The following is a 4,105-nucleotide window of genomic DNA, read 5'->3' as shown; positions in this document are numbered from 1 at the left end:
ATACTCCCCTCCCCGGATATCTATCCGCCCTCACCAAGCTCCCTGAGATATTGCCAGGTGTAAAGCCCGCTCGAATGGCCATCCGAGAAATGAATGCGCACAGCATACCGCCCGACGGGGTCAGCCTTAACCACCGAGATGTCTGCCGGCACTGGAGGTTGCGGCGGCTTCGGCCCTGAGCCGTGGCCACGCACTTCGGCTGACGGGCTTTGTTCGCGCAGCGCCTTGTAAGGAATGTCGAACGCGGCGTCGTCGTCGAATTTGATTCTGAGCAGCTGCGCCGATTTCCTGAAGCGCAAGTGTTCTGGCCAGGGCATGACCGTCATAGGGCTCAATCCTCCGCGTCGAGCGGGCGAGCTTCGCTTTCGAGCATGATCGGCAAGCCATCTCGGATCGGATAGGCGAGCCGTGCCTTGGGCGACACAAGTTCCTGGGCCGCCTTGTCATAAGACAAGGGGTGGCGCGTCACCGGACAGACCAGCAGTTCCAGCAGCCGCGGATCCACTGCCTTCGTCGGGCCTGGTTCAGGGATCGTGTCTTCGCTCATTGCAGGGTCGATGAATCGTCGCCCGGCACGTCCATGTCAAGCAGAGCGATAAGCGCTTCGCATCTCTTCGCCACCGTTTCAGCTTCGAGCAGGGCCTGCTTTTCCATCGGGGAGAAAGGACACCCCGCCGCCAGCGCATTGACCAGTGTTTCGAGCGGCGCGCTCTCGACCGCCTCCCAGTCGACCTCCATCTCATTCGAGGTGACATATTTGCGCAGCGCATCTCCCAGGCGGGACCTGTCGGGAAGATCGCTCGTATCCGGAGGGGTCAGGTCGCTCTCGAAACTTTTCCAGTTTGCGCGGACCTGACGGTAAGGCGTGTTCACATCGAGCTCCTCAACGAGCCCGTACCGGCAAATGCCCGTCAGATTGACAAGGTATCGGCCATCTTCGGTTTCAGAATAGGATGTGACGCGTCCAGCGCAGCCCACGCCCGCAAGCTTCGGATGGCCGCGGTCCGTGTCGACGGGCTGGATCATGCCGATAATCCGATTGCCGGACATCGCATCATCAAACATGTTGAGATAGCGCGGCTCAAATATGTTGAGTGGCAGCGACCATCTCGGAAACAACAACGCTCCAGCCAGAGGGAAAACCGGGATATTGTCCGGAAGGTCCGATATTTTCCGATATCCAAGTCTCGTCATACAGAGCGGCCTCCAATGAGCCTTAACCCCTACATGGCGTCTTGGCTCCGAAAGTCGAGCGATCAGGCGAACATAAGTGAAGAGAGCCGCCGGCGGCCTTCAATCGTGGCAGGGTCTTTCGGGCCTGCCGCTTCGAACAGTTCAAGCAGCTTGGCTTTGGCCTTCCCCTCTTCCCAGTCGAGATCGTCAGCCAGGATCTTCAGGAGGTGGTCTGCAGCCTCTTTGTTCTTGCCGCGCGCCATCAAGGCTTCTGCAAGTTCAAGCCGCAGAGCGTGGTTACCACGGTCTGCAGTCACCTTGTCGATGAGCTGGTCGAGTTCGTCATCCTTGGGGGCGTCGGCCATCAGCTCGATCGCGCTACGCACACCCTTGATCGCTGGATCGGACTGTTTGTCCGGCCCTGCCATATCGAGGATCTGCGCCGCCCTGTCGGCGTCCCCATTGGCGAGATAGCAGCGCGCCAGGCCGACAATGGCAGGGACATTTTCAGGATCAGCCTCAGCGACCGCACCGTAAATCTGTGCCGCCTGGGCGGCGTCGCCGGACTGGAGCAGCTCGTCTGCCTTGGCGAGAGCCTCTTGTATCTGCTGGCCCTGATCGGTGCCACCAAGAATCTTCGCGATGAATTCACGAAGCTGGCTTTCCGGCAAGGCGCCCTGAAAGGCATCGACCGGGCGGCCCTTGTCGAAGGCAAAAACCGCCGGGATGGACCGCACGCCAAGCTGGCCGGCAATTCCGGGATTCTCATCGATGTTGACCTTGACCAGTTTCACCTTGCCCTGCTGATCGTTCACGACCTTTTCCAGGACCGGTGTCAGCGATTTGCAGGGGCCGCACCAGGGCGCCCAGAAATCAACCAGCACAGGCGCCTCCTTCGAGGCCTCGACCACATCAGCCATGAAGCTCTGGTCGGTTGCGTCCTTGATATTGCCAGCGGCACCGCCAGCGGCTCCGAGCGAAATATTTTCCATGTCTCGCGCCTTTCTTTTCTCTGACTGGGATTTGGGAGGGAAGACGGCAAAAGGCAATATGCCAAACGGTATTGAACACACGGAGGGAGGAATCGGGTATTGTCGCAAGTATGGCGAGAAAACTCTCTGGGCTCGATCTTTTTAAGTATGGCAGTGTCGTCATTGCCGGTTTCAGCGGCGGCCTGCTCATGATGTTCGGGCCGGAGGAGATGCGCGAAGAAATCCCCTACCATTTCGAGATCGGCCTTGGATTTTTAGCGTTCGCAGGCCTGATGCTGGCAGCCCTGTTCAGTATCCGCGCAAAGGCGCTCTTGATTACGATCGTCTCCAGCCTGGTTGCGGCGGGAACTCTTTACGCGGTCGGTGTCGCCGATGACTGGCCTGTCTGGCAGCGCGTGATTTTCGGGGTGCTGGGGGTAGCGGGCGCGCTCTTTGCTGTATTTAGTTTCATCAGCTTCATCCGGGGCGAAGATCCCGCCTAGGCCCCGGGTGGCAACAGGGCCGCGAAATCCACTTCGGTCATGTCATGGCCTGTCGCCTCGACAAATTTCCGGAAGCCATCGCGAGAAATAGCTGTCGTGGCCGTGTTCACCAACGGGTGGAAGTTGACGGTCTCAAACGCCATCAAAGCGGCATCCACGATAAAGCGGACCTTGCCTGCCGCATCATTCATCAGCGCGAACGCTGTCACTGACCCTGGCGCCACGCCGAGCAGCTCTTCCATCAGCTCGCCGCTCGCGAAAGAAAGCCGCCGGGTGCCAATCAACTTGTGGAGCTGGTTGAGTTTCAGCTCGCTTTCCGCATGCGCGGAGATGAGGACGATCACGCCGTCCTTGTCTTTCATGAAGAGGTTTTTCGTATGCCCGCCCGGCATTGTCGCCTTCAGGTCTCTGCCTTCTTCGACCGTAAACGTCGCCTCATGCCAGCGCGTCTTGTGGGCGATGCCAAGCTGGTCGAGATAAGCGAAAAGGTCTTCAGGGCTTGCAGTCATGGCGCTGTTTCAGGCAATCAGGCTGTGACCGTCAAGCAGGGACACCCAGAATGCAGCTTGAATGCTACAAGATTTACAATGTCGCGCCTGAAATCCGCCCTGGAGCCTCGCAGCGCGACTGGATGGACAAGTTCCCGGACCGCCACCCCTATCGCTGCCTGCCGCTGACCATGGCGAACTCGACAGGGTGGGAAATCCTCTGCCCGATCGATCTCAAGATCATCTGGGATGGCGGCGACATGGAGCACAATATCAAGCTCTTCACGACGGGTGACCCCCGCGCCATCGCCTCTTTCGCCGACAGCCATTTCCGGCGCGGCATCGTGACGATGCATACAGGCCACCTGTTCCGAACCCCGCCCGGCTGGGGCCTCTGGGCGTCTGGCCCGCCAAATTGGTTCAAGGATGGCATCGCGCCGCTGACCGGCCTTGTTGAGACAGACTGGTTGCCCTTTCCCTTCACGATGAACTGGCAGATGACGCGGCCCGGCGAAGTCGTCTTCAAGAAGGGCGAACCCTTCTGCTTCATCATGCCGTTCGAACATGGCAAGACCGAAGAGATCCAGCCTGAGCGAAAGATGCTGACCTCCAATCCTGAGCTGAAAAAGGATTATGAAGCCTGGCGCGACAGCCGCGGCAGTTTCAACGACAAACTCAAGGCAATGGATTCAGAGACGGTGAAGGCCGGCTGGCAGCGCCATTATATGCGCGGCCAGAAGGTGACAGGCGACAAGGCGGACGCCCACCAGACCAAGCGGCGGCTTAAACCGCCAAAGGATGTCTAGGGGCCGGCTCGCCCGATTGCACATTGGAATGTGAATCCCCCTTGCAAGGCCGGCGGATTTGCGCTTAAAGCCGCTCTCTCGCTGATTGGCGGTGCCAGTCAGTTACCCTATCGGATGCGGGCGTAGCTCAGGGGTAGAGCACAACCTTGCCAAGGTTGGGGTCG

The 4,105-nt window shown here is 59.2% G+C and carries 7 protein-coding genes; 2 read left to right on the top strand and 5 right to left on the bottom strand.

Going from position 1 to position 4,105, the window contains the following annotated elements:
- Positions 1–20 precede the first annotated feature (20 nt).
- From WA989_RS03830 to trxA, 4 genes are all read right to left on the bottom strand, one after another.
- Positions 21–326: a gamma-butyrobetaine hydroxylase-like domain-containing protein gene (locus WA989_RS03830; RefSeq protein ID WP_424339191.1), complete on the bottom strand. Its 306-nt coding sequence runs from the start codon at positions 324–326 to the stop codon at positions 21–23.
- Positions 327–331: 5 nt separating this feature from the next.
- A complete protein-coding gene (locus tag WA989_RS03825) occupies positions 332–505 on the bottom strand; it encodes a Trm112 family protein (protein ID WP_424339192.1) in 174 nt (57 codons plus the stop codon).
- Positions 506–543: 38 nt separating this feature from the next.
- Complete coding sequence (locus WA989_RS03820) at positions 544–1,194, bottom strand: LON peptidase substrate-binding domain-containing protein (RefSeq protein ID WP_424339190.1); 651 nt, start codon at positions 1,192–1,194, stop codon at positions 544–546.
- 62 nt (positions 1,195–1,256) lie between these two features.
- Entirely contained in the window at positions 1,257–2,165 is a 909-nt protein-coding gene (trxA, locus tag WA989_RS03815; protein ID WP_424339189.1) for a thioredoxin, read from the bottom strand.
- A gap of 110 nt (positions 2,166–2,275) precedes the next feature.
- On the opposite strand from trxA, the gene WA989_RS03810 reads away from it, so the two are divergent.
- Complete coding sequence (locus WA989_RS03810) at positions 2,276–2,647, top strand: hypothetical protein (protein ID WP_424339188.1); 372 nt, start codon at positions 2,276–2,278, stop codon at positions 2,645–2,647.
- On the opposite strand, the gene WA989_RS03805 is transcribed toward WA989_RS03810, so the two are convergent.
- Positions 2,644–3,156, bottom strand: coding sequence for a prolyl-tRNA synthetase associated domain-containing protein (locus WA989_RS03805; RefSeq protein ID WP_424339187.1), 513 nt, complete (start codon positions 3,154–3,156; stop codon positions 2,644–2,646). The two genes, WA989_RS03810 and WA989_RS03805, sit on opposite strands and share 4 nt — an antisense overlap.
- A gap of 50 nt (positions 3,157–3,206) precedes the next feature.
- On the opposite strand from WA989_RS03805, the gene WA989_RS03800 reads away from it, so the two are divergent.
- Positions 3,207–3,941, top strand: a complete 735-nt coding sequence (locus WA989_RS03800) for a DUF6065 family protein (RefSeq protein WP_424339186.1) — start codon at positions 3,207–3,209, stop codon at positions 3,939–3,941.
- Positions 3,942–4,105 lie beyond the last annotated feature (164 nt).

This window comes from Henriciella sp. (assembly GCF_049649345.1).
Lineage (GTDB): Bacteria > Pseudomonadota > Alphaproteobacteria > Caulobacterales > Hyphomonadaceae > Henriciella.
Note: the sequence above shows the minus strand (reverse complement) of the source record. Positions and strands in the feature narration are given on the sequence as shown.

What these genes read in the sequence shown, in the direction of transcription:
- WA989_RS03820 (WP_424339190.1), bottom strand. Translation starts at nt 1,194, where the DNA reads ATGACGAGACTTGGATATCGGAAAATATCGGACCTTCCGGACAATATC.
- WA989_RS03810 (WP_424339188.1), top strand. Translation starts at nt 2,276, where the DNA reads ATGGCGAGAAAACTCTCTGGGCTCGATCTTTTTAAGTATGGCAGTGTC.
- WA989_RS03800 (WP_424339186.1), top strand. Translation starts at nt 3,207, where the DNA reads ATGCAGCTTGAATGCTACAAGATTTACAATGTCGCGCCTGAAATCCGC.
- trxA (WP_424339189.1), bottom strand. Translation starts at nt 2,165, where the DNA reads ATGGAAAATATTTCGCTCGGAGCCGCTGGCGGTGCCGCTGGCAATATC.
- WA989_RS03830 (WP_424339191.1), bottom strand. Translation starts at nt 326, where the DNA reads ATGACGGTCATGCCCTGGCCAGAACACTTGCGCTTCAGGAAATCGGCG.
- WA989_RS03805 (WP_424339187.1), bottom strand. Translation starts at nt 3,156, where the DNA reads ATGACTGCAAGCCCTGAAGACCTTTTCGCTTATCTCGACCAGCTTGGC.